General features: G+C 55.2%; 21 protein-coding genes and 1 other RNA gene. 11 read left to right on the top strand and 11 right to left on the bottom strand.

The window, feature by feature from the left end; all coding sequences use genetic code 11:
• Positions 1-322 precede the first annotated feature (322 nt).
• The 10 genes from garL (at position 323) to IM265_RS13405 (ending at position 12,952) form a co-directional block, all read left to right on the top strand.
• Positions 323-1,093 (top strand): 2-dehydro-3-deoxyglucarate aldolase, encoded by a 771-nt coding sequence (gene garL / locus IM265_RS13450; RefSeq protein WP_028014520.1) that lies wholly within the window; start codon positions 323-325, stop codon positions 1,091-1,093.
• Between the two features lie 21 nt (positions 1,094-1,114).
• Positions 1,115-2,005, top strand: a complete 891-nt coding sequence (gene garR, locus IM265_RS13445) for a 2-hydroxy-3-oxopropionate reductase (RefSeq protein WP_041907938.1) — start codon at positions 1,115-1,117, stop codon at positions 2,003-2,005.
• Positions 2,006-2,064: 59 nt separating this feature from the next.
• An RNA gene (gene rnpB, locus IM265_RS13440) (RNase P RNA component class A) lies at positions 2,065-2,441 on the top strand.
• A gap of 688 nt (positions 2,442-3,129) precedes the next feature.
• Entirely contained in the window at positions 3,130-4,050 is a 921-nt protein-coding gene (gene tdcA / locus IM265_RS13435) for a transcriptional regulator TdcA (RefSeq protein ID WP_028014518.1), read from the top strand.
• Between the two features lie 96 nt (positions 4,051-4,146).
• Positions 4,147-5,136 carry a bifunctional threonine ammonia-lyase/L-serine ammonia-lyase TdcB gene (gene tdcB / locus IM265_RS13430; protein WP_047367120.1) on the top strand — a complete coding sequence of 330 codons (990 nt, stop codon included), beginning with the start codon at positions 4,147-4,149 and terminating at the stop codon, positions 5,134-5,136.
• Positions 5,137-5,145: 9 nt separating this feature from the next.
• Positions 5,146-6,477, top strand: coding sequence for a threonine/serine transporter TdcC (tdcC, locus tag IM265_RS13425; protein WP_047367071.1), 1,332 nt, complete (start codon positions 5,146-5,148; stop codon positions 6,475-6,477).
• Positions 6,478-6,506: 29 nt separating this feature from the next.
• A complete protein-coding gene (tdcD, locus tag IM265_RS13420) occupies positions 6,507-7,715 on the top strand; it encodes a propionate kinase (RefSeq protein ID WP_193031365.1) in 1,209 nt (402 codons plus the stop codon).
• A gap of 15 nt (positions 7,716-7,730) precedes the next feature.
• Positions 7,731-10,025: a formate C-acetyltransferase gene (gene pflB / locus IM265_RS13415; RefSeq protein ID WP_193031367.1), complete on the top strand. Its 2,295-nt coding sequence runs from the start codon at positions 7,731-7,733 to the stop codon at positions 10,023-10,025.
• 273 nt (positions 10,026-10,298) lie between these two features.
• On the top strand, positions 10,299-11,630 hold the full coding sequence (locus IM265_RS13410; protein WP_041907950.1) for an amino acid permease: 1,332 nt from the start codon (positions 10,299-10,301) through the stop codon (positions 11,628-11,630).
• 20 nt (positions 11,631-11,650) lie between these two features.
• Entirely contained in the window at positions 11,651-12,952 is a 1,302-nt protein-coding gene (locus tag IM265_RS13405; RefSeq protein ID WP_193031369.1) for a serine dehydratase subunit alpha family protein, read from the top strand.
• 53 nt (positions 12,953-13,005) lie between these two features.
• Here IM265_RS13405 and IM265_RS13400 read toward each other — a convergent pair whose 3' ends face one another.
• On the bottom strand, positions 13,006-13,707 hold the full coding sequence (locus IM265_RS13400; RefSeq protein WP_028014512.1) for a pirin family protein: 702 nt from the start codon (positions 13,705-13,707) through the stop codon (positions 13,006-13,008).
• A 104-nt stretch (positions 13,708-13,811) separates the two neighbouring features.
• On the opposite strand from IM265_RS13400, the gene yhaJ reads away from it, so the two are divergent.
• Positions 13,812-14,714 (top strand): DNA-binding transcriptional regulator YhaJ, encoded by a 903-nt coding sequence (gene yhaJ, locus IM265_RS13395; RefSeq protein WP_041907956.1) that lies wholly within the window; start codon positions 13,812-13,814, stop codon positions 14,712-14,714.
• Positions 14,715-14,755: 41 nt separating this feature from the next.
• Here yhaJ and IM265_RS13390 read toward each other — a convergent pair whose 3' ends face one another.
• The 10 genes from IM265_RS13390 to exuR all read right to left on the bottom strand — a co-directional run bounded on the left by IM265_RS13390 (position 14,756) and on the right by exuR (position 20,628).
• A complete protein-coding gene (locus IM265_RS13390; protein ID WP_028014511.1) occupies positions 14,756-15,121 on the bottom strand; it encodes a DUF805 domain-containing protein in 366 nt (121 codons plus the stop codon).
• A gap of 105 nt (positions 15,122-15,226) precedes the next feature.
• Positions 15,227-16,213 (bottom strand): glutathione S-transferase family protein, encoded by a 987-nt coding sequence (locus IM265_RS13385; RefSeq protein ID WP_048999509.1) that lies wholly within the window; start codon positions 16,211-16,213, stop codon positions 15,227-15,229.
• 72 nt (positions 16,214-16,285) lie between these two features.
• Entirely contained in the window at positions 16,286-16,678 is a 393-nt protein-coding gene (locus IM265_RS13380) for a DoxX family protein (protein ID WP_042716298.1), read from the bottom strand.
• Between the two features lie 241 nt (positions 16,679-16,919).
• Positions 16,920-17,216 carry a YqjK-like family protein gene (locus IM265_RS13375; RefSeq protein WP_014885330.1) on the bottom strand — a complete coding sequence of 99 codons (297 nt, stop codon included), beginning with the start codon at positions 17,214-17,216 and terminating at the stop codon, positions 16,920-16,922.
• Positions 17,213-17,611 carry a phage holin family protein gene (locus IM265_RS13370; RefSeq protein WP_041907961.1) on the bottom strand — a complete coding sequence of 133 codons (399 nt, stop codon included), beginning with the start codon at positions 17,609-17,611 and terminating at the stop codon, positions 17,213-17,215. Before IM265_RS13370 ends, IM265_RS13375 begins: the two co-directional genes overlap by 4 nt.
• A gap of 1 nt (position 17,612) precedes the next feature.
• Entirely contained in the window at positions 17,613-17,918 is a 306-nt protein-coding gene (locus IM265_RS13365) for a YqjD family protein (RefSeq protein WP_008503141.1), read from the bottom strand.
• Positions 17,919-17,947: 29 nt separating this feature from the next.
• Positions 17,948-18,316 (bottom strand): DUF1090 domain-containing protein, encoded by a 369-nt coding sequence (locus IM265_RS13360; protein WP_028014508.1) that lies wholly within the window; start codon positions 18,314-18,316, stop codon positions 17,948-17,950.
• Positions 18,317-18,459: 143 nt separating this feature from the next.
• Positions 18,460-18,843, bottom strand: a complete 384-nt coding sequence (mzrA, locus tag IM265_RS13355; RefSeq protein WP_193031371.1) for an EnvZ/OmpR regulon moderator MzrA — start codon at positions 18,841-18,843, stop codon at positions 18,460-18,462.
• 2 nt (positions 18,844-18,845) lie between these two features.
• Entirely contained in the window at positions 18,846-19,508 is a 663-nt protein-coding gene (yqjA, locus tag IM265_RS13350; protein WP_008503144.1) for a DedA family general envelope maintenance protein YqjA, read from the bottom strand.
• Positions 19,509-19,851: 343 nt separating this feature from the next.
• The gene (gene exuR, locus IM265_RS13345) at positions 19,852-20,628 is read right to left on the bottom strand and encodes a transcriptional regulator ExuR (RefSeq protein WP_028014506.1); all 777 of its coding nucleotides are present in this window, start codon (positions 20,626-20,628) and stop codon (positions 19,852-19,854) included.
• Positions 20,629-20,658: the final 30 nt, after the last annotated feature.

The raw sequence follows: 20,658 nt of genomic DNA, 5'->3' as shown, positions 1-20,658 counted from the left end.
AATAACTCGTTGGATAATCGTTTTCTTAACGTAGAAATAAAGCATGTCAGGAGAAGAAAAGTGAAAATGTGATCGCGATCGTTTCAGGCGGACTAATCCTTGATTCTGTGCATTAGCGCCCACTGCTTTGTGCATATGCTCAAAATAGCGTTGAGATGTAGCGCAATACTTGAGCATCAAAACAATGTGCTGACGTGTAGAGCCGATTATACTGAATGACGATTTTATAACGCCACCATTCAGTCAGAGAAATAAATATAAAGAATCTGTTCTGGAATAAATATTACTGGCTAAAACAGCGGAATTAAAAAAGGGTTAAGTGATGAATAACGATATCTTCCCGAATAAGTTTAAAGCTGCCCTCGCGGCGCACCAGATTCAGATTGGCTGTTGGTCCGCGCTGGCAAACCCTATCAGCACCGAAGTGTTAGGCCTGGCCGGATTCGACTGGCTGGTGCTGGACGGCGAACACGCGCCGAACGATATCAGCACCTTTATTCCGCAGCTGATGGCGCTGAAAGGTAGCCCCAGCACTCCGGTGGTGCGCGTGCCAACTAACGAGCCGGTGATTATCAAGCGTCTGCTGGATATCGGTTTCTACAATTTCCTGATCCCGTTTGTGGAAACGGAAGAACAGGCGGCGCTGGCCGTGGCCTCAACGCGCTATCCGCCGGAAGGGATCCGCGGCGTCTCGGTATCGCACCGCGCCAACATGTTTGGCACCGTGCCGGACTATTTCGCCCAGTCCAATAGCAACATCACTATTCTGGTTCAGATTGAAAGCCAGCAGGGCGTTGATAACGTCGATGCGATTGCAGCCACAGACGGCGTGGACGGTATTTTCGTCGGTCCAAGCGATCTGGCTGCGGCGTTTGGGCATCTGGGCAACGCCAGCCACCCGGACGTACAGCGCGCAATCCAGCACATCTTTGCCCGCGCCAAAGCGCACGGCAAACCGTGCGGCATTCTGGCGCCGGTTGAAGCCGATGCCCGCCGCTACCTGGAGTGGGGAGCCACGTTCGTTGCCGTCGGCAGCGACCTCGGCGTGTTCCGCTCAGCGACGCAGAAATTAGCGGACGCTTTTAAAAAATAACCATCATTGAGGAAACAGATTATGACGCTGAAAGTGGGTTTTATTGGTCTTGGGATCATGGGTAAACCAATGAGTAAGAACCTGATTAAAGCGGGTTACTCACTGGTGGTATCCGATCACAATCCACAGTCTGTGGCTGAGGTGATGGCGGCGGGCGCGGAAACAGCTACTACCCCTAAAGCCATTGCTGAGCAGTGCGATGTCATCATCACCATGCTGCCAAATTCCCCTCACGTCAAAGAGGTCGCGCTTGGGGAGAACGGCATCATCGAGGGTGCGAAGCCGGGCCTGGTGCTGATTGATATGAGCTCTATCGCCCCGCTCGCGAGCCGTGAAATCAGCGAGGCGTTAAAAGCGAAGGGCGTAGAGATGCTGGATGCGCCCGTCAGCGGCGGCGAGCCGAAAGCCATCGACGGTACCCTGTCGGTGATGGTGGGCGGCGATAAGGCCGTGTTCGATAAATACTATGACCTGATGAAAGCGATGGCAGGCTCCGTAGTGCATACCGGAGACATTGGCGCGGGCAACGTTACCAAGCTCGCGAACCAGGTGATTGTGGCGCTGAACATTGCCGCCATGTCTGAAGCGCTGACGCTGGCAACGAAGGCGGGCGTCAATCCGGACCTGGTTTATCAGGCAATCCGTGGCGGTCTGGCGGGCAGTACGGTGCTGGATGCCAAAGCGCCGATGGTGATGGATCGTAATTTCAAACCCGGTTTCCGCATTGATCTGCACATCAAAGATCTGGCGAACGCGCTGGATACGTCTCACGGCGTGGGTGCACAGCTGCCGCTGACCGCTGCGGTTATGGAGATGATGCAGGCGCTGCGTGCGGATGGCCTGGGCACGGCCGATCACAGCGCGATTGCGTGCTACTACGAAAAACTGGCGAAGGTGGAAGTGGCGCGTTAATAGCATCTTGCCCGCACCTGAGGGTGACAGCGGCGCGCAAACCCTCTATACTGCGCGCCGAAGCTGACCAGACAGTCGCCGCTTCATCGTCGTCCCTTTCGGGGGAGACGGGCGGAGGGGAGGAAAGTCCGGGCTCCATAGGGCAGGGTGCCAGGTAACGCCTGGGGGGGAAACCCACGACCAGTGCAACAGAGAGCAAACCGCCGATGGCCCGCGCAAGCGGGATCAGGTAAGGGTGAAAGGGTGCGGTAAGAGCGCACCGCGCGGCTGGTAACAGTCCGTGGCACGGTAAACTCCACCCGGAGCAAGGCCAAATAGGGGTTCACATGGTACGGCCCGTACTGAACCCGGGTAGGCTGCTTGAGCCAGTGAGCGATTGCTGGCCTAGATGAATGACTGTCCACGACAGAACCCGGCTTATCGGTCAGCTTCAACTTCTTCCAGAACCCCGCTTCGGCGGGGTTTTTGCTTTTAGGGTTTCGTAGCCCAGGTATGCGCATCGCCACCCGGCAACTCGCACAAACGACATCAATTCTCATATTTGCGACATTAAGCACATTTCACTGCATGACCCTTTCTGGCATCGCTATGCCTACCGCAAACGATCGTTATCACAAAATTTCACCCTAAAAAATGGTGAATTTACAGTATTGTTAATTTGTTGCGAATGTTAACTGAACGATCGAAAATATTTTCTTATTTGATATAAACATATTGAAATTAAAAACATTCAGGCTATGAATGTGTGACGTATTCCACTGTTTATAAAAAGCTGTCCAAAAATCCTCTGCAAAATTTGATAATTTGAAAGAATGTTTAAAAGGAATAACGGTTATTTATTGGTCTTTAATTGTCTGAAAGTTCGTCTTTATTGATTTATTTAACGCAGAGAAATTTATCAAGGTTATCGCCATAAAATAAATTTATTACTGCTGATTTTATTGATCGATATCAGCGTAATGGTGTGCTTTTAATTTCGTATGATATTGATTGTAAAGTGTTTTTTAGGTTCTTGTTGTGCCCGTAAAATGCGCGGGGAAGCAAATTGTGAGTAACAGCACATACCCCCTGAAACATTATTGGGTAGAATCCGCTGCGTCATAGGGAAATAAGCGCAGAATATTATGAATACTATTATTCTACCGAAAACTCAGCACCTCGTGGTATTTCAGGAAGTCATTAAAAGTGGCTCCATAGGTTCTGCCGCAAGACAACTAGGCCTGACGCAACCCGCCGTCAGCAAAATCATCAGCGACATCGAATCCTACTTCGGGGTGGAAGTGATGGTGCGTAAAAACACCGGCGTAAAACTTACTGCCGCTGGTCAGGTGCTGCTGTCATACGCTGAGTCGATCACCCGCGAAATGAAAAACATGGTGAGCGAAATCAACAGCCTCAGTTTTAGTACCGTCATGGACGTCTCCTTTGGCTATCCGTCGCTGATTGGCTTCACCTTCCTGTCTGAGATGATCAAAAAATTCAGGGAAGTGTTCCCGAAAGCGCGCGTCTCCATGTATGAAGCGCAGCTCTCTTCATTCCTGCCCGCCATTCGCGACGGTCGGCTGGATTTTGCCATCGGCACGCTGAGCGACGGAATGTTGCTTCAGGATCTTCACGTTGAGCCACTGTTTGAATCCGAGTTTGTGCTGGTGGCGAGTAAATCACGAACGTGCACCGGCCCGACCAGACTGGCATCACTTACGCACGAGCAGTGGGTGATGCCGCAAACCGATATGGGCTACTACAACGAACTCCTGACCACCCTGCAAGACAACCACATCAGCATTGAAAACATCGTCCAGACCGATTCCGTCGTCACTATCTATAACCTTGTCCTTAATGCCGATTACCTGACGGTGATCCCCCGCGACATGATTGCGCCGTTCGGCTCGGACCAGTTTATCGTCCTGCCGGTGGAGGATGAATTACCCGTGGCGCGCTATGCCGCCGTGTGGTCGAAAAATTACAGTATTAAAAAATCGGCGTCAGTATTAGTTGAACTGGCAAAACAATATTCGTCGATGGATATCGATAAACGACGATAGAAATAATTAAGTTTTAAAACACCCGGAGCGACGCTTTTTAACGCTCTGATACCCTGACTTTGCCTGAAAAGAATGAATTATTATAACGAGGATATTATGCACATTACCTACGATCTCCCGGTGACCATTGAAGATATTCAGGACGCCAGAAAACGCCTGGCGGGGAAAATTTATAAAACCGGCATGCCGCGCTCAAATTATCTCAGCGAACGCTGTAAGGGTGAGATATTCCTGAAATTTGAAAATATGCAGCGTACCGGTTCGTTTAAAATACGCGGGGCGTTTAATAAGTTAAGTTCGCTGACGGATGCAGAAAAACGCAAAGGGGTGGTGGCCTGCTCCGCAGGTAATCACGCTCAGGGGGTGTCGCTCTCCTGCGCCATGCTCGGTATCGACGGCAAAGTGGTGATGCCGATGGGCGCGCCAAAATCCAAGGTCGCCGCTACCCGCGACTACTCTGCCGAAGTGGTGCTGCACGGCGAGAACTTCAACGACACCATCGCTAAGGTGAGCGAAATCGTCGAGATGGAGGGGCGCATATTTATTCCGCCTTATGACGATGCGAAAGTCATTGCCGGGCAGGGCACCATCGGCCTCGAAATTCTCGAAGATCTTTACGACGTGGATAACGTGATTGTCCCTATCGGCGGCGGCGGCTTAATTGCCGGTATTGCAACGGCAATTAAATCCATCAACCCGACAATCAATATTATCGGCGTACAGTCTGAAAACGTTCACGGCATGGCGGCTTCCTGGCAGGCCGGAGAAATAACCAACCATCGCGTTACCGGCACATTAGCCGACGGCTGCGACGTGTCTCGTCCGGGTAAATTAACCTTCGAAATTGTTCGTGAACTGGTCGATGACATTGTGCTGGTGAGCGAAGACGATATTCGCAACAGCATGATTGCCCTTATTCAGCGAAATAAAGTGGTGACGGAAGGTGCGGGCGCGCTGGCCTGCGCGGCGTTATTAAGCGGCAAGCTTGACCCCTATATTCAGGGCCGTAAAACCGTCTGCATTATTTCCGGCGGCAATATCGATCTCTCCCGTGTTTCCCAAATTACCGGCTTCGTTGACGCATAAAGGTGACCTATGAGCAACACAGAAAGCATTATCGTTGGCCAGACAAAAACGTCCTCCTGGCGTAAGTCTGACACCACATGGACGCTCGGCCTGTTTGGTACCGCCATTGGCGCAGGCGTGCTGTTCTTTCCCATTCGCGCAGGCTTTGGCGGACTGATCCCCATCCTGCTGATGCTGGTACTCGCCTTCCCGATTGCGTTTTACTGCCACCGCGCGCTGGCGCGCCTCTGTTTGTCCGGCAGCAACGTCTCTGGCAACATCACCGAGACGGTGGAAGAGCACTTCGGGAAAACCGGTGGGGTGGTGATCACCTTCCTCTACTTCTTCGCCATTTGCCCGCTGCTGTGGATTTACGGCGTCACCATTACTAACACCTTTATGACCTTCTGGGAAAACCAGCTCCAGATGCCTGCGCTGAACCGCGGCGTGGTGGCGCTGTTCCTGCTGCTGCTGATGGCCTTTGTGATCTGGTTCGGGAAAGACTTGATGGTGAAGGTGATGAGCTACCTGGTGTTCCCGTTCATTGCCAGCCTGGTGCTGATTTCCCTGTCGCTGATCCCGTACTGGAACTCGGCGGTGATCGACCAGGTCAACCTGAGCGATATCGCCTTTACCGGTCATGACGGCATTCTGGTCACGGTGTGGCTGGGGATCTCCATCATGGTCTTCTCCTTTAACTTCTCGCCCATCGTCTCCTCGTTTGTGGTCTCCAAGCGCGAAGAGTACGAGCCGGAGTTCGGGAAAGCATTCACCGAGCAGAAATGTTCCAAAATCATCGGTCGCGCCAGCCTGCTGATGGTGGCGGTGGTGATGTTCTTCGCCTTTAGCTGCCTGTTTACGCTCTCTCCGCAGAACATGGCGGATGCCAAAGCGCAGAACATTCCGGTGCTCTCTTACCTGGCGAACCACTTTGCCTCGATGTCGGGCAGTAAATCCACGTTCGCCACGGTGCTGGAATACGGCGCCTCCATCATCGCGCTGGTCGCTATCTTTAAATCCTTCTTCGGCCACTACCTGGGCACGCTGGAGGGGCTGAACGGCCTGATCCTCAAGTTCGGCTACAAGGGCGATAAGAAGAACGTCTCCGTCGGTAAGCTGAACACCATCAGCATGATTTTCATCATGGGCTCCACCTGGATTGTGGCCTACGCCAACCCGAACATTCTCGACCTTATCGAAGCCATGGGGGCGCCAATTATCGCCTCTCTGCTGTGTCTGCTGCCGATGTACGCCATTCGTAAAGCGCCCGCGCTGGCGAAATACAAAGGGCGGACCGAGAACATCTTCGTGACCGTGGTCGGCCTGCTGACCATTCTGAATATCGTTTACAAACTGTTCTAACCCAAAGCTCAGGAAGAGCGGAGTAACACATGACTGAATTTCCGGTAGTACTGGTTATTAACTGCGGATCGTCCTCCGTTAAGTTTTCGGTGCTGGACGCAGCAGGCTGCGATGCCCTGCTGACGGGCATTGCGGATGGTATCAACACTGAAAAAGCCTTTATTTCCGTGAACGGGGGTGAGCCAGTCAGACTGGCTCACCAGGACTACGAAGGGGCGCTGGCCGCCATCGCCCTCGAGCTGGAGAAACGCGACCTGATGAGCAGCGTGGCCCTGATTGGCCACCGCATCGCTCACGGCGGCGATCTCTTCAGCGAGTCGACCCTCATCACGGAAGAGGTCATTGAGCAGATCCGCCTGGTTTCCCCGCTGGCGCCGCTGCATAACTACGCCAACCTGAGCGGCGTGGAAGCTGCAGAGCGCCTGTTCCCCGGCGTGCAGCAGGTGGCGGTATTTGACACCAGCTTCCACCAGACCATGGCGCCGCAGGCGTATCTGTACGGTCTGCCGTACCGCTATTTTGAAGAGCTGGGCGTGCGCCGCTACGGTTTCCACGGCACCTCTCACCGCTACGTGTCCGCGCAGGCACACGCGCTCCTCGGGCTGTCATCCGATGACAGCGGCCTGGTGATTGCCCATCTCGGCAACGGGGCGTCCATCTGCGCGGTGCGCAACAGTAAAAGCGTCGATACCTCAATGGGGATGACGCCGCTGGAGGGGCTGGTGATGGGCACGCGCTGCGGCGACGTGGACTTCGGCGCAATGGCGTGGATTGCCCAGCAGACCGGCCAGTCGTTCGAGGATCTGGAGCGCGTGGTCAACAAAGAGTCCGGGTTGCTTGGCATCTCCGGTATCTCCTCCGATTTACGCGCGCTGGAGAAAGCCTGGCATGACGGCAATGACCGGGCGCAGCTGGCGATAAAGACCTTTGTCCACCGCATAGCGCGGCATATCGCCGGTCACGCCGCGTCTCTGCACCGTCTGGATGGCGTGATCTTCACTGGCGGCATCGGTGAAAACTCCACGCTGATCCGCGCGCTGGTGGCGGAACATCTGAAGGTGTTTGGCATCGCGCTCGACGAGGCGAAAAACGCTCTGCCGGGCAGCGCGGGTGCGCGCGTCATCTCCACCGAGTCGTCCCGCGTGACCTGCGCGGTTATCCCTACCAACGAAGAAAAAATGATCGCGCTGGACGCCCTCCGTCTTGGGAAGGTCATCCCGGCTGCGGCTTACGCCTGATAAAGCGAGAATCTGATGAAAGTAACAATCGATACGGGCGTCGCGCCCTACAGCGACGCATGGGCCGGGTTTCGCGGTGAAGAATGGAAAAACGCCGTTAACGTCCGCGATTTTATTCAGCATAACTACACCCCTTATGAAGGCGATGAAGCTTTCCTCGCGCAGGCGACGCCAGCAACGACGGCGCTGTGGCAGAAGGTGATGGTCGGCATTCGCCAGGAGAATGCCACCCACGCCCCGGTGGATTTCGACACCAACATTGCCACCACCATTACCGCCCACGGACCGGGCTACATCGACCAGGATCTTGAGACGATCGTCGGCCTGCAAACCGACAAGCCGCTCAAGCGCGCCCTGCATCCGTACGGCGGGATCAACATGATCCGCAGCTCGTTCGAAGCCTACGGGCGGGAAATGGATCCGCAGTTCGAATACCTGTTTACCGACCTGCGTAAAACCCACAACCAGGGCGTGTTTGACGTTTACTCCCCGGAGATGATGCGCTGCCGTAAATCTGGCGTGCTGACCGGTCTGCCGGACGGCTACGGGCGCGGGCGCATTATCGGCGATTACCGCCGTGTGGCGCTGTACGGCATCAGCTATCTGGTGCGCGAGCGTGAACTGCAGTTTGCCGATCTGCAGGGCAGGCTGGAGCGCGGCGAAGATCTGGAGGCGACGATCCGCCTGCGCGAAGAGCTGGCGGAGCACAGGCGTGCGTTGCTGCAGATCCAGCAGATGGCGGCGAACTATGGCTTTGATATTTCACGTCCGGCGATGAACGCGCAGGAAGCGGTGCAGTGGGTCTATTTTGCCTACCTTGCCGCAGTGAAATCCCAGAACGGCGGGGCGATGTCGCTGGGGCGCACGGCCTCGTTCCTTGATATCTACATTGAACGCGACATGCAGGCGGGGCGGCTTAACGAGGTGCAGGCCCAGGAGCTGATCGACCACTTCATCATGAAGATCCGCATGGTGCGCTTCCTGCGCACGCCGGAGTTCGACACGCTCTTCTCCGGCGATCCGATCTGGGCCACGGAAGTGATCGGCGGCATGGGGCTGGATGGCCGTACGCTGGTGACAAAAAACAGCTTCCGCTACCTGCATACCCTTCATACCATGGGGCCCGCGCCGGAGCCGAACCTGACGATCCTCTGGTCTGAACAGCTGCCGATCGCGTTTAAGAAATACGCCGCGCAGGTGTCGATCGTCACCTCGTCGCTGCAGTATGAGAACGACGATCTTATGCGCGCCGACTTCAACAGCGACGACTACGCCATTGCCTGCTGCGTCAGCCCGATGGTGATCGGCAAGCAGATGCAGTTCTTTGGCGCACGCGCCAACCTTGCTAAAACGCTGCTGTACGCGATCAACGGCGGGGTGGACGAGAAGCTGAAGATCCAGGTCGGCCCGAAAACCGAGCCGCTGCTGGATGAGGTGCTGGATTACGACACCGTGATGGCGAGCCTCGACCACTTTATGGACTGGCTGGCGGTGCAATACATCAGCGCGCTGAATCTCATTCACTACATGCATGATAAGTACAGCTACGAAGCGTCGCTGATGGCGCTGCACGATCGTGACGTCTATCGCACCATGGCCTGCGGCATTGCCGGGCTGTCGGTGGCGGCGGATTCCCTGTCGGCGATTAAATACGCCACGGTGAAACCAGTGCGCGACCACACCGGCCTGGCGGTGGACTTCGTCATCGAAGGGGACTATCCGCAGTACGGCAATAATGACGATCGCGTGGACAGCATCGCCTGCGACCTGGTGGAGCGTTTTATGAAGAAGATCCAGGCGCTGCCGACGTATCGCAACGCGGTGCCGACTCAGTCGATCCTGACTATCACCTCCAACGTGGTCTACGGCCAGAAAACGGGCAACACGCCGGACGGACGCCGCGGCGGCACGCCGTTTGCGCCTGGCGCCAACCCGATGCACGGTCGCGACAGGAAAGGGGCGGTGGCTTCGCTAACGTCGGTCGCCAAGCTGCCGTTTACCTACGCGAAAGACGGGATCTCCTATACCTTCTCCATTGTGCCGCAGGCGCTGGGCAAAGATGAACTGGTGCGCAAAACCAACCTGGTGGGGCTGCTGGATGGGTACTTCCATCACGAAGCGTCTATTGAGGGCGGGCAGCACCTGAACGTCAACGTCATGAACCGGGAAATGCTGCTGGATGCCATTACCCATCCGGAGAACTACCCGAACCTGACAATTCGCGTATCCGGCTATGCAGTACGGTTTAACGCTCTGACGCGCGAGCAGCAGCAGGACGTGATTTCGCGGACGTTTACGCAAGCGATGTAATTCCAATTGCCATTGTGCCTCCTCCTTAGAGGAGGCTTTTAATTTCGTGAATATTGTCACATTTAGAAAATACCCTCCTCGTTTCCACCTCCAGTAGCAATTTTTCCTCCAGTGTCAGGAAATCCCTATAAAACTTGTGACTTTTTTCTCCCTTGCTCCGGCTATGATTTCCTCACACCAATAACAAACACCTGCTGCTCTCTGACTCGCAATCGCTGGCGATCGGAACCTAATAAAAACAATGGTTTACCCTACAAAATAAGCGAGTGCCCAATGAATATGGCAACAAACAGCAGTGTGATTGTGAGTGATTCCCCTGCGGCAAGGCGGGCGGGAATGAGCGAAAGCGAATGGCGAGAGGCGATCAAATTCGACAGCACCGACACGGGCTGGGTCATCATGAGTATCGGGATGGCTATCGGCGCGGGAATCGTTTTTCTTCCGGTGCAGGTTGGATTAATGGGGCTGTGGGTCTTTTTGCTCTCATCGATAATTGGCTATCCGGCCATGTACCTCTTCCAGCGATTATTTATTAATACGCTGGCGGAATCCCCGGAATGTAAAGACTACCCGAGCGTGATTAGCGGTTATTTAGGTAAAAACTGGGGCATCTTATTAGGTGCACTTTATTTCGTGATGCTGGTCATCTGGATGTTTGTCTATTCCACGGCTATCACCAACGACAGCGCATCCTATTTGCACACCTTCGGGGTCACCGAGGGGTTGCTGTCGGAAAATCCCTTCTACGGCTTATTCCTGATCTGTATTCTGGTCGCCATCTCTTCGCGCGGTGAAAAGCTGCTGTTTAAAGTCTCCAGCCTGATGGTGCTGACCAAATTATTTGTGGTGGCGGCGCTGGGGCTTTCAATGATCGGCCTCTGGCATTTAGCCAACGTCGGTATGCTGCCGCCGATGGGGTTGCTGATAAAAAATGCCATTATTACGCTGCCCTTTACCTTAACCTCCATTCTGTTTATCCAGACATTAAGCCCGATGGTGATTTCCTATCGTTCACGGGAAAAATCCGTTGAGGTGGCGCGTCATAAGGCGCTGCGGGCGATGAATATCGCCTTTGGCATACTGTTTGTCACGGTCTTCTTCTACGCCGTCTCTTTCACCCTGGCGATGGGACACGACGAAGCGGTGAAAGCCTACGAGCAGAACATTTCCGCCCTGGCGATTGCGGCGCAGTTTATCAGCGGCGACGGCGCGGGCTGGGTCAAAATCGTCAGCGTGATCCTCAATATTTTTGCCGTGATGACCGCCTTCTTCGGCGTCTATCTCGGCTTCCGCGAAGCCACGCAGGGGATCGTGATGAATATCCTGCGCCGTAAAATGCCGGCTGAACGTATTAATGAAAGCATCGTCCAGCGCGGGATCATGCTGTTCGCTATCCTGCTGGCCTGGAGCGCGATCGTGTTAAACGCGCCGGTACTGAGCTTCACCTCTATCTGTAGCCCCATCTTCGGCATGGTGGGCTGCCTGATCCCTGCGTGGCTGGTCTACAAGGTACCGGCGCTGCATAAATATAAGGGCGTATCGCTGGTGATTATTGTCATCACCGGGCTGCTGCTTTGTGTTTCTCCTTTCCTCGCATTTTCCTGAGGGCAAATAAGGTCGTAACGATGTCTGAGCAAACTCATCCTTTATGGAATCAATTTATTCGCGTAGTGCAGGAAGAAGTTAAGCCTGCGCTGGGGTGCACCGAGCCCGTTTCTCTGGCCCTTGCCTGTGCGATTGCCGCAGAGCAACTGCCTGGCGACGTCACGAAGATTGAGGCGTGGGTATCGCCGAATCTGATGAAGAACGGGCTTGGCGTAACGGTGCCGGGCACCGGCATGGTCGGGTTGCCCATTGCGGCGGCGCTGGGTGCCATCGGTGGCAATGCGCAGGCGGGGCTGGAGGTGCTGAAAGATGTCACCGCCGATGCGCTGGCGCGGGCCAAAGCAATGCTTAACGCCGGTCTGGTGCAGGTGAAATTGCAGGAGCCGTGCGATGAGATCCTCTATTCACGTGCCTGCGTCTACGCCGGTGAGGCCTCGGCCATGGTGACCATTGCGGGCGGACATACCCGCGTGGTGGAGGTGGTTTGTCACGGCGAAACGCGCTTCAGTCTTGACGAGCGGCAGGCCGAGGTAAGTAACGATCCGCTGGCTGTACTGTCAAACACCACGCTCTCGCAGATCCTGGAGTTTGTCGAACAGGTACCGTTCGAGGCGATCCGCTTTATCCTGGAAGCAGGGCAACTGAACGACGCGCTCTCTCGTGAAGGGCTTAGCGGGAAGTGGGGGCTACACATTGGCGCCACCCTCATTAAGCAGCGCGCACGCGGATGGATGGCGCAGGATCTGGGTTCAGACATCGTTATCCGCACCAGTGCGGCCTCGGATGCCCGCATGGGGGGCGCGACGCTGCCGGCGATGAGCAACTCGGGCTCCGGGAATCAGGGAATTACAGCCACCATGCCGGTTGTCGTGGTCGCTGAACATGTTCAGGCCGATGACGAACGGCTGGCGCGGGCGCTGATGCTCTCGCATCTGTCGGCTATCTACATCCATTACCAGCTTCCGCGTTTGTCCGCGCTGTGTGCGGCGACAACGGCCGGTATGGGGGCCGCCGCAGGGATGGCGTGGCTGTTGGGCGGAAGCTATCAGACGATTGCAATGGCCATCGGCAGTATGATCGGTGACGTCAGCGGGATGATCTGCGACGGGGCGTCTAACAGCTGCGCCATGAAAGTCTCGACCAGCGTCACCAGCGCCTGGAAAGCCGTGATGATGGCGCTGGATGAGTCGGGCGTGACGGGCAACGAGGGGATTGTAGCGCACGACGTGGAGCAGTCTATCTCTAACCTGTGCGCGCTGGCGTGCCGCTCAATGCAGGCAACGGACCGGCAGATTATTGAGATTATGGCGAGTAAGGTGTAGCGATTGGCATTCGTCCCTCTTCCCAAAGGGGAGAGGGACCGATCGAGCAACTCTTACACCGGCAAATCAATCAGCAGCGCGCGCAGCGGCGTATCCGCCACCAGGGTGATATTCGCTTCGTCACGAATAAACGCCCCGTCGCCGCAGGTGAGCGCTTCTTTCTCTTCCGCGTGCGTTACCGCATGCACCGTACCGTGAATGGACTGCAAATAGGCGCGCGGGCCGTGCAGCTGGAAGCTTGCCTGTTCACCTTTTTTCAGTTCGATATGGTGCAGCCATACCTGCTGTCGCAGCTGCAGGCTGTCCTTGCTGCCGTCAGGCGAGGCAATCAGCTGCTGTTTATCGCCCTTCAGATCTATTTTCTGCACCAGCGGGTTTTCTCGCTCAGGGCAGGCGTCGAGCCACAGCTGCATGCGCGTCAGCGTTTTGTCTTTGCTGAGGTTATGCTCGCTGTAGCTGATGCCCGGCTGCGTGGAAATTAACAACGCTTCGCCAGCCTTTGCCTGGACATGATTGCCCTCGCTGTCGCGGTATTCTGCCTCGCCTTCCAGGATCAGGTTCAGGATATCGACTTTCGGATACGTACGCGGCTGGAAGGAGGCGCCCGGGGCGAGCACTTCCTGGTTCAACACGCGCAGTGAAGCGTAACCGAGGAGTTTAGGGTCAAAGTAGTGTCCAAAGGAAAAGGTGTAGCGGGCCTGCAGCCAACCGAAATCGGCTTGTCCGCACTGTTTCGCTGTTCTTGTCGTAATCATAAACTTGACCTCTCTTTACACTAAAACAATGGTAAAGGTATGGACGCTGCATTGTTAGCCAGATATTCTGCCTGGTATGTTCAAATTTCCTGAATGAGAACGAGATGGCTAAAGAGAGAGCATTGACGCTTGAGGCGCTTCGCGTCATGGACGCGATTGACCGGCGCGGCAGCTTTGCCGCGGCGGCAGATGAACTGGGGCGCGTTCCGTCTGCGCTAAGCTACACCATGCAAAAACTGGAGGAAGAGCTGGACGTCGTGCTCTTCGATCGCTCCGGTCATCGAACAAAATTCACCAACGTGGGGCGGATGCTGCTGGAGCGAGGTCGCGTGCTGCTGGAAGCGGCGGACAAGCTCACCACGGACGCCGAAGCGCTGGCGCGAGGCTGGGAAACCCACCTGACGTTAGTCACCGAAGCGCTGGTGCCGACCGAAGCGCTGTTCCCTCTGGTAGACCGCCTGGCGGCGAAGGCCAATACGCAGCTGTCGATCATCACCGAGGTGCTGGCCGGGGCGTGGGAGCGTCTGGAGACGGGCAGGGCGGATATCGTCATTGCGCCTGACATGCATTTCCGCTCATCGTCAGAAATCAACTCGCGCAAGCTCTACAGCGTCATGAACGTTTACGTCGCCGCGCCGGATCACCCGATTCACCAGGAGCCGGAGCCGCTCTCTGAAGTGACGCGCGTGAAGTACCGCGGCGTGGCGGTGGCGGATACCGCGCGTGAGCGTCCGGTGCTGACGGTCCAGCTGCTGGATAAACAGCCGCGTCTGACGGTCACGTCACTGGAAAACAAGCGGCAGGCGCTGCTGGCCGGTTTGGGCGTGGCGACGATGCCCTACCCGTTTGTGGAAAAAGATATTGCGGAAGGGCGACTAAGGGTGGTGAGCCCGGAGTACACCAGCGAAGTGGACATTATTATGGCGTGGCGCCGCGACAGCATGGGCGAAGCCAAATCGTGGTGCCTGCGCGAAATTCCAAAGCTCTTTGCGCATCACAACAAATAAGCGAGCAGGCCCGGTAAGCGTAAGCGCCACCGGGCAGTAATTTACGCGCCGATCTTAGGATCCGGACCAAAGCGGTTTTCGCCCGGCGTCCCGCTCTGACAGTTGAAAATTAAAATCACGATCCAGCCGACAAGCGGGATTAACAGCAACAGCAGCCACCACGCCGAACGATCGGTGTCGTGGAGACGACGAAACAGCACGGCCCATGAAGGCAGCAAAACCAGCAAGCCATAAATCGTAGTGAGTACGCCTTCACCGCCGGCGCGCTCCCAGCCGAGGATTTTATCCACGATGCCCAGCACCATAATCAGGACGAAGTTCACCAGAACGAACATCCAGTACTCTTTGCGGCGGGCGCGGCCACCAAATCCAACGTAGTTGCGCAGTACTTTTAAATACCAGTCCATTTTCCTTGCCTCTTAATCAGTCAATCACTTGTTTTCTAAGCGATCGAGGTAAGGATAGATGTATGCTGTGAATTAAAAAAGGGAATCAATTGATTCCCTAAATAATTATCCGAAACGCACGTCGCGCCCGTGCGGTTCATCCAGATCCTGCCACGGGCCAATGGAGATGATGCCCGTCGGGTTGATGGTCTTGTGGCTGCGGAAATAGTGGGTGCGAATATGGTCAAAATCGACCGTCTCCGCGATCCCCGGCATCTGGTAGATGTCTCGCAGGAAACCATACAGGTTCAGGTAGTCGCTGATGCGGTGTTTATCGCACTTAAAGTGGGTGACATAGACCGGGTCAAAGCGAACCAGCGTGGTCCACAGGCGAATGTCCGCTTCCGTCAGGCGATCGCCCGTCAGGTAGCGATGCTGGCCCAGGATCTGCTCCAGGCGCTCCAGCGATTCAAACACCTTTCCGACCGCTTCGTCATAGGCTTCCTGGCTGGTGGCGAAACCGGCCTTATAGACACCGTTGTTGACGTTGTCGTAAATCCAGCTGTTCAGCTCGTCAATCTTATCGCGCAGTTCAACCGGGTAGTAATCCCCGGCGCGGGCGCCGTGCGCATCAAACGCGGTATTGAACATGCGGATGATTTCCGCGGACTCATTGCTGACGATCGTCTGGTTTTTCTTGTCCCACAGCACCGGCACGGTCACGCGTCCGGTGTAGTGCGGATCGGCGCGCAGATAGAGCTGGTAGAGGAAATCGTGGTGATACAGGTCATCACCGGTCGCAGCGGGGAAATCACTGTCGAACGTCCAGCCGTTTTCCAGCATCAACGGGTTGACGACTGAAACCGGAATGAAGGATTCGAGGCCTTTTAGCTTGCGCACGATCAGTGTGCGGTGGGCCCACGGGCAGGCAAGAGAAACGTACAGATGATAACGATCTTTCTCCGCCGCAAAGCCCCCTTCGCCACTCGGGCCGGGTGCGCCGTCGGCGGTCAGCCAGTTACGGAAGGCCGAAACAGAGCGCTTAAAGCGTCCACCGGTGGATTTGGTGTCATACCAGACATCCTGCCAGACGCCGTCTACGAGTTGTCCCATTTTTTACTCCTCCGTCAGATAGCAAAAGCGAGGAGATGTCTCCTCGCTTTGTGTTTACTCAGTATAGCGTGCTTACCATTTCTTATTCAGAACGCGGTCGATGCTGTATGCGCCTGGGCCGGTGATCGCCAGCAGCAGGAAGCCACCCGCGATGGTCAGGTTTTTCATAAACATCAGTGAGTTCACGCCTTCAGCAAAGTTGCTGTGGAACAGGAACGCGGTCAGCAAGGTGAAGCCTGCGGTAAACAGCGCGGTGGTGCGGGTCAGGAAGCCGAACAGAACCGCCAGGCCGCCGCCAAACTCAAGCAGAATGGTCAGCGGCAGCAGGAACCCCGGAACGCCCATGGCTTCCATATACTGCTGGGTACCCGCATAACCGGTAATTTTGCCCCAGCCTGCCACGATAAACAGAATTGGCATCAGAATACGCGCGACCAGTACACCAACATCTTCTAATTTTTTCATTTTACTCTCCAGGAAACCACATAAGCGGCTGAACATTATTTGTCTGCAATTCCGGGTAGATACCGCGGCTCTGCTGTCGATGGAGAGGAGTGTAAACGGGGCGGGTAGCAATTGTTAGCAAGGAAAACTGTCAATCTTCTTCAAAGATATTGAGTAAGGGCAGGTGCGCGCTGGTGCCCTCGGCCCTCGGGGAGAAGGGCAAAAACAAAAAACGGTAACCTGAGTTACCGTTTTGCGTTTATCACCGCAGCTGTTGTTGCCGCAGCGTTGCTTTGACCAGGCGCCAGGCGCTCCAGGCACCAAAACCGCGTCGGGCCCAGCGGATGAGCATATTCGGATGACGAACCGTCCAGATAGCCATCACGCTGCTGCCGACCAGCGCCCACGAACGCAGGCTCAGGAAGGTATTCCAGCCACGGTCAAACCGTCGCGTCGCGTCGATCCAGTCACGGCGGCTGGCAGACAGATCCAGCCGCTGCTGCTGGATCTGACTTAACAGGTACGCTTTTCGCTTCTGACGTTCCGCTTTATCGCTCACGGCTTGTCATCCTCCAGCAGGGCGCGATCGTTAGCCAGTTCCTGGCGCGTGTGGCGCAGGAAAGTGGACCTGCGCGCTTTACGCATCGTCCATATGCCGCCAATCAGCGCCGCGACCAGCAGAACGACGGTCGTGGCAATCATCGCGTTAAGTCGATACTGCGGGTCAATGGCCCAGATGATTAACACCATCAGGCTCATCAGACCAAACGCGGCGAAGAGCATGGTCAGCCCGAGCATCAGCAGCATCTGGAAGAGGTTCGCTTTCTCCTCTTCCAGTTCGACCACTGCCAGCCGGACGCGCGTTTCGGCAATCCCAACCAGCGTCGTTAAAATACGCTGGCCGATGCCGAGGACGTTATTAGCAGGCCCTTGTGCGTGACGAGGATCTTCCATATCAACGACGCGTCAGCAGGACACCCAGCACCACACCCACTGCGGCACCAATACCAACTCCCGTCCATGGATTGTCGCGCACATATTCATCTGCACGCGCAGCCGCTTCACGGGTCTGTTTCGCCAGTGCATCACCGGTTTCACCCAGGCGGTAGCGGCTCTCTTTCAGCGCCTGCTCCGCTTTACTGCGCAGCTTGCTTACTTCTTCTTTCGACTTATCGGCAGAGGAGTTCAGCACCTCTTCAAGGGTATCGGCCAGGGATTTCAGTTCAGCGCGCAGATGTTCAGACGTCGTATCTTTTGACATGATTCTCTCCTGTTGAGATTTCCGTTAACTCAATAATCGCGAGCTTCCAGCGCTTTCAGGTCGTCCTGCGCCTCTTTCAACTTCTTCTCGCGCTTAGCAATTTTTTCCGCATCCCCTTTCTCTTTCGCTTCCTGCAGGTCTTGACGGCGCTCGGCTATCTCGTCCTTCTGTTCAGCGATTTTCTTTTGGTGATCGGCACGCAGCTTGCTGTCTGAACAGTTCGCTTTCACTTCGCTCAGCGCTTTTTTGAGACCATCAACACGGTGCTGATTGTTATGCTTTTCGGCATAACCGATCTCACGCTGAATATCCTGTTCTTTCTCCTGACAGAGAGAGTTTGCGAAGGTCGTTGTGCTTAAAGAAAAAAGGGCCAGAGCCAGGGTCATGCGGAATTTCATTATCGAAACCTTCCATTGTGCTGCGGGGTTAGCCGCTATCCAAAATGATGCGGAGTACATTCGAGGGGTGCTCCGCGTACTTAAGCATAGTAAGTAAACGGGGGATTCACCAAAGTGAGTGAAAAGATTCGGAATCCAGGAAGTTATCCAAACCGATGCGACGTATCGCGAATCAATGATAACCACGCGGCTGGCGGGTTGTCATCTTCCTGCTGGGCAATGATATAGCCGTGCGGCAGCGTACGGTCAAGAACCGCTTTCGCGGCAGCGCTCTGCGCACGGGAATCAAACTTAATCAGTAAAACATCGTCCTGCGGGGTGATGCTTTTAAAGCGGATGCCGTTTGCATCCAGATGATGCCAGACAGAAAAACCGTCAGGCACACCGCCCCCCTGGTTTACCGGGCGAATGGCCAGCGTAGCGTCCTGATGTGAAAGCGTGTTCCAGGCCAGCAGTACGGCGCTGAGCATCACCAGTGCAATAAAGGCGCAGGCAAAGCGGCGCATGGCGAGCGGTGAGATAAACATCGTTAACCTCGCGCTCCGTATTTTTTCTTCCACAGGACAACCAGCGAGCCGATCAGGCCGAAGACCAGCAGAACAACAGGCAGCAGCATCAGGCAGGACATCAGCTGATCTTCATATTTCATGAAGACCGGCGTCTTACCCAGCGCATAGCCCAGCGTCGTCAGGATCAGAACCCATAACAGGCCGCTCATCCAGTTGAAGAACTGGAAGCGTGCGCTGCTCAACCCGGACAGCCCGGCAATGGTGGGCAGCAGGGTGCGCACAAAGGCGATAAAGCGGCCAATCAGCAGCGCGGAAAGCCCATGCTTATGGAACAGGTGGTGTGCCCGCTGGTGATAGTGCGCAGGCAGATGGGAAAGCCAGTTCTGTACTATTCGGGTATTGCCCAGCCATCTTCCCTGGATATAGCTCACCCAGCAGCCAAGGCTGGCCGCGACGGTCAGTAATAAAATGGTTTGCGGGAACGCCATTGCGCCTTTAGCACACAGCACGCCGACAAGCACCAGCAAACTGTCACCCGGCAAGAAGGCTGCAGGCAGCAAACCATTCTCAAGGAACAGAATCATAAACAAGACAAAATAGAGCATGCCAATCATGGAAGGGTTGGCCAGCGTTTCAAAATCCTGCGCCCAAAGGGCATGCAGCAGTTGGGTCAAAAGTTCCATTCAGTGTTCCTGGAAATCGGTTAACGTCTCGCCTGTTATCCGGGACAAACAGCACGGCGACATTGTTGTGATTTCATTATGGTCGCTCGCGGACACATTGCGGTGTGGCCAACACTGTTCCCTGTTAATTGGCTGGTTAGCAAGCACTAACTTTCAAAATAACGAAGTGAATCCAATTGTAACAAAGCCCAACGTTCTGCGTCACAGAATTTGCAGGGTGAGGTGATTTTGGCGTAAGCCCTGAAAGTGAGCGAGGGATTTTACAAAGGCTGACACTATATATGTTTTGCTTACCCATTCAGGCGGGGAGGCGCAGCGAAGCGCCTGCCGGTAGAAAGGTCGCCTATTTTGCGCCGCTCGGGGCCGTATCGAGATGAACGACAGGATTATCGGCAAAAAGATAACGGTCAGCGTTAAATTCGAAGTCGTCACTGGTTTCATTGAAGAGCATCTGCTTGGTGTTTTCCAGGTGCTGCCACATGGCGAGCTTCGCGGCGTGGGGATCTTTACGAATCAGCGCCTTAAGAATTTGATCGTGGTCGTCACACCAGTTGTCCACGGTACGCGAATCAATATGATCGTGCAGTTTTTTCCAGTACGGGTTGTGAACGCGCTGAGTCCACATTTTCTCAACGATTGCCGCCAGCGCTGTATTTTGGGTTGCCAGGGCGACCTGAACGTGAAACTGCAGGTCCCACTCGGAATCACGGAAACATTTTTCCTTGCGAGCGTTCTCCTGAATCTCCATCAGCTTCATGATGTCCTGCTTGGTCACCTGCGTGGCGGCAAATTCGGCAATATTGCTTTCGATCAGCTGGCGAGCCTGGAGCAGCTCAAACGGACCGTAGCTGGCGAATTCAAGACTTTCATCCGCCACCGGAGAGTGTTTAGGCTGATTAGAAATAACGTGAATGCCGGAACCTTTGCGTACCTCAACGTAGCCTTCCACTTCCAGCATGATAATCGCTTCGCGCACCACGGTTCGGCTTACGCTTTTTTCATCCGCGATAAAGCGCTCGGCGGGAAGTTTATCACCGACAAGATAGACCCCTTGCTCGATGCGATCTTTCAGCTCGGCAGCAAGTTGTTGATATAAACGACGTGGTTCGGTGATTTCCATATGCGCTCCAGGCAGGGTACGGCAGATGAT

The organism is Enterobacter cloacae complex sp. P17RS (assembly GCF_014895885.1).
Lineage (GTDB): Bacteria > Pseudomonadota > Gammaproteobacteria > Enterobacterales > Enterobacteriaceae > Enterobacter > Enterobacter bugandensis.
The sequence above is the reverse complement of the archived record's forward strand: the minus strand, read 5'-3'. Positions and strand labels throughout refer to the sequence as shown.

Bases quoted from the DNA above. Each gene is read 5' to 3' on its own strand.
- garL (WP_028014520.1), top strand. From the start codon at position 323: ATGAATAACGATATCTTCCCGAATAAGTTTAAAGCTGCCCTCGCGGCG.
- garR (WP_041907938.1), top strand. From the start codon at position 1,115: ATGACGCTGAAAGTGGGTTTTATTGGTCTTGGGATCATGGGTAAACCA.
- tdcA (WP_028014518.1), top strand. From the start codon at position 3,130: ATGAATACTATTATTCTACCGAAAACTCAGCACCTCGTGGTATTTCAG.
- tdcB (WP_047367120.1), top strand. From the start codon at position 4,147: ATGCACATTACCTACGATCTCCCGGTGACCATTGAAGATATTCAGGAC.
- tdcC (WP_047367071.1), top strand. From the start codon at position 5,146: ATGAGCAACACAGAAAGCATTATCGTTGGCCAGACAAAAACGTCCTCC.
- tdcD (WP_193031365.1), top strand. From the start codon at position 6,507: ATGACTGAATTTCCGGTAGTACTGGTTATTAACTGCGGATCGTCCTCC.
- pflB (WP_193031367.1), top strand. From the start codon at position 7,731: ATGAAAGTAACAATCGATACGGGCGTCGCGCCCTACAGCGACGCATGG.
- IM265_RS13410 (WP_041907950.1), top strand. From the start codon at position 10,299: ATGAATATGGCAACAAACAGCAGTGTGATTGTGAGTGATTCCCCTGCG.
- IM265_RS13405 (WP_193031369.1), top strand. From the start codon at position 11,651: ATGTCTGAGCAAACTCATCCTTTATGGAATCAATTTATTCGCGTAGTG.
- IM265_RS13400 (WP_028014512.1), bottom strand. From the start codon at position 13,707: ATGATTACGACAAGAACAGCGAAACAGTGCGGACAAGCCGATTTCGGT.
- yhaJ (WP_041907956.1), top strand. From the start codon at position 13,812: ATGGCTAAAGAGAGAGCATTGACGCTTGAGGCGCTTCGCGTCATGGAC.
- IM265_RS13390 (WP_028014511.1), bottom strand. From the start codon at position 15,121: ATGGACTGGTATTTAAAAGTACTGCGCAACTACGTTGGATTTGGTGGC.
- IM265_RS13385 (WP_048999509.1), bottom strand. From the start codon at position 16,213: ATGGGACAACTCGTAGACGGCGTCTGGCAGGATGTCTGGTATGACACC.
- IM265_RS13380 (WP_042716298.1), bottom strand. From the start codon at position 16,678: ATGAAAAAATTAGAAGATGTTGGTGTACTGGTCGCGCGTATTCTGATG.
- IM265_RS13370 (WP_041907961.1), bottom strand. From the start codon at position 17,611: ATGGAAGATCCTCGTCACGCACAAGGGCCTGCTAATAACGTCCTCGGC.
- IM265_RS13365 (WP_008503141.1), bottom strand. From the start codon at position 17,918: ATGTCAAAAGATACGACGTCTGAACATCTGCGCGCTGAACTGAAATCC.
- IM265_RS13360 (WP_028014508.1), bottom strand. From the start codon at position 18,316: ATGAAATTCCGCATGACCCTGGCTCTGGCCCTTTTTTCTTTAAGCACA.
- mzrA (WP_193031371.1), bottom strand. From the start codon at position 18,843: ATGTTTATCTCACCGCTCGCCATGCGCCGCTTTGCCTGCGCCTTTATT.
- yqjA (WP_008503144.1), bottom strand. From the start codon at position 19,508: ATGGAACTTTTGACCCAACTGCTGCATGCCCTTTGGGCGCAGGATTTT.
- exuR (WP_028014506.1), bottom strand. From the start codon at position 20,628: ATGGAAATCACCGAACCACGTCGTTTATATCAACAACTTGCTGCCGAG.